The sequence below is a fragment of the Eggerthella sp. genome (assembly GCF_048329335.1).
Taxonomy (GTDB): domain Bacteria; phylum Actinomycetota; class Coriobacteriia; order Coriobacteriales; family Eggerthellaceae; genus Eggerthella; species Eggerthella lenta.
The window spans coordinates 1-2,087 of sequence record NZ_DBFEGU010000091.1; the positions used below are offsets into that span (position 1 = coordinate 1).

General features: G+C 68.3%; 1 protein-coding gene and 1 pseudogene. One reads left to right on the forward strand and one right to left on the reverse strand.

The genetic code is table 11. The annotated features are described in order from the left end of the window. A partial coding sequence (locus ACMO6A_RS02870; RefSeq protein WP_418470752.1) for an ABC transporter permease occupies window positions 1-1,605 on the forward strand: 1,605 nt, incomplete at its 5' end. A gap of 53 nt (window positions 1,606-1,658) precedes the next feature. Here ACMO6A_RS02870 and ACMO6A_RS02875 read toward each other — a convergent pair. Next, window positions 1,659-2,087, reverse strand: a pseudogene (locus ACMO6A_RS02875) (hypothetical protein); the annotation flags it as partial.

Below are 2,087 nucleotides of genomic sequence, written 5' to 3' on the forward strand. Positions count from 1 at the left end.
GCCATCCGCCAAACGCAGGACGTGCGCCTCTCGAAGCGCGCAGAACGGTCGGCACCATCGCACGCGCCCGACGTCGGGCGCGTGAAGCTGGGCATCGCGGGCAGGCTGTTCGGCATCCCCGGGTTCGTCGCACACCGCAACCTGTCGCGCTCGGCGACGCGCGGGCGCACCGTGGTGGCATCGCTCGCGGTCAGCGTGACCCTCGTGGTGGTCGCCGGCAGCACGGCGCTGTACCTCGCGCCGCTGTCCGACCGCGCCAGCAGCTCGCGCGGCGCTGGGAGCGGAGCCGACATCGTGGTGTCGGCGCATCCCGACTACACCACCCCGCGCGAAGGGAACGACCTGTCCGACTACGCCGCCGAATACGACGAGTTCCTGGCGCGGGCGAGTGAGATCGAGGGCTTGCAGCTCATAGGCTCGTGCCGCCAAGGTCAGGCCGAAAGCGTCGTCGACGGTCGCATGATATCGCAAGAGGCGCGCGCTGCTCGGCAGGCTTACAACTCCCAGACGAGCGCCGACTGGGTGCCCGACAGCTTCGGCGAGGACGGCGATTACTACGGGGCCCTGTACACCTTCTTCGTCGACGATGCCTCGTGGCGCGCGCTGCTGGACGAGCTCGACCTGGACGTAGCCGCCTACACCGACCCGGAGAACCCGCGCGCCATCGGCCTGAACACCTATCAGGACAGGATGCCCGACGGCACGTACGTGTCCACGAAGCCCTTCGCGGGCACCGGCGCCGTCGACCTGTACGTCACCGAGGAGCGCGAAGGATTCTCCAACATGGGCTTGCAGGAAGGCCCGGACGGACGGCCCCTGGTGGGGTACCTCGACCGGGAGGCCGGGGTCAGCGGGACGGCCGACATCGTCACCGCCCCGATCGACGAGGCGGCCACGGCTTTCCGCATCGAGATAGGAGCGCTCTGCGACGAGGAGCCGGCCGTGCTGAACGCCATCGCGGCCAACAACCACTTCCCCTCGATCATCCTGCCGGAGAGCGTTGCGGAGAGAGCCGCAGGGCTGGGCGACTACCACTCGAACCCGTACACGTACTCGTTCGCCGGAGCCTCGTTCACGGCGGAGGATCACGCGAAGGCTTCCGACGAGCTGGAGGCGCTGGCGCGCGACTTGGGCGACGTCGTGGTCAACGTCAGCGACATCGAGAATGCGGCGCGCCAGAACCGCCTGATCGCGCAGGCCTTCCAGCTGTTCGTGCTGTGCTTCTCCGTCATCACGACGCTCATCGCCGTGGCCAACGTGTTCAACACGCTGGCGAACGGGATCATCCTGCGCACGCGCGAGTTCGCCGCGCTGCGTTCCATCGGCATGGGCAACCGCGCCTTCGCCCGAATGCTGGCCTACGAGTGCGCGAGCTACGCCCTGCGCGGTTTGGGGATAGGGCTGGCGGCAGCCGTAGCGGTTACATTCGCGCTGTTTGCAGCAACGTCCATGGCGTTCGCCGGCCTCGAGTTCACGCTGCCGTGGGACTACGTGGCTCTCGCCGTGGCCATCGTGGCCGTCGTGCTGGCGCTCAGCGTGGCCTACGCGCTGCGCCGCTCGCACGCCTCCAACATCGTGGAGGCTCTGAGGTCGGACGCGATCTAGCAACGCCCGCGCGCCTTTCCGCGAGGGGCGCGCGGGCCGACAGGACGGCCGCCTTACCGTGCACGCACCGTCTTCACGATGGAGTCCACGGCGTCGATGACGAGCGCCGCCACTACGAGACCGCAGAACGCCGTCTGCGCGTTGGACACCGCCCACAGCACCGGGCCCTCCAGCGCCTTGCCCGACGACTGCATCGCCTGGACGACGGCATGGGAGTCGACCAGCTGGAAGTTCGTCAGCCAGAACACGACGAGCGCTCCCGCTACCAGGTCGCATGCGAACGTCACCGCCAGCACGCGCTTCGTATAGCGGCCTTCCACCAGCTTGAAGCTCTCGCCGGCGACGCACACGAACGTCCACACGACGACGACCCATGCCGAAGCGCGGAAGGCGTCGACGTTGAACGGATCGAACGGCACGCCGTCTGCGCGATGGCTGAGCGCGTTCAGCACGTCGGGGAACAGCAGGAACACAACGGCGCC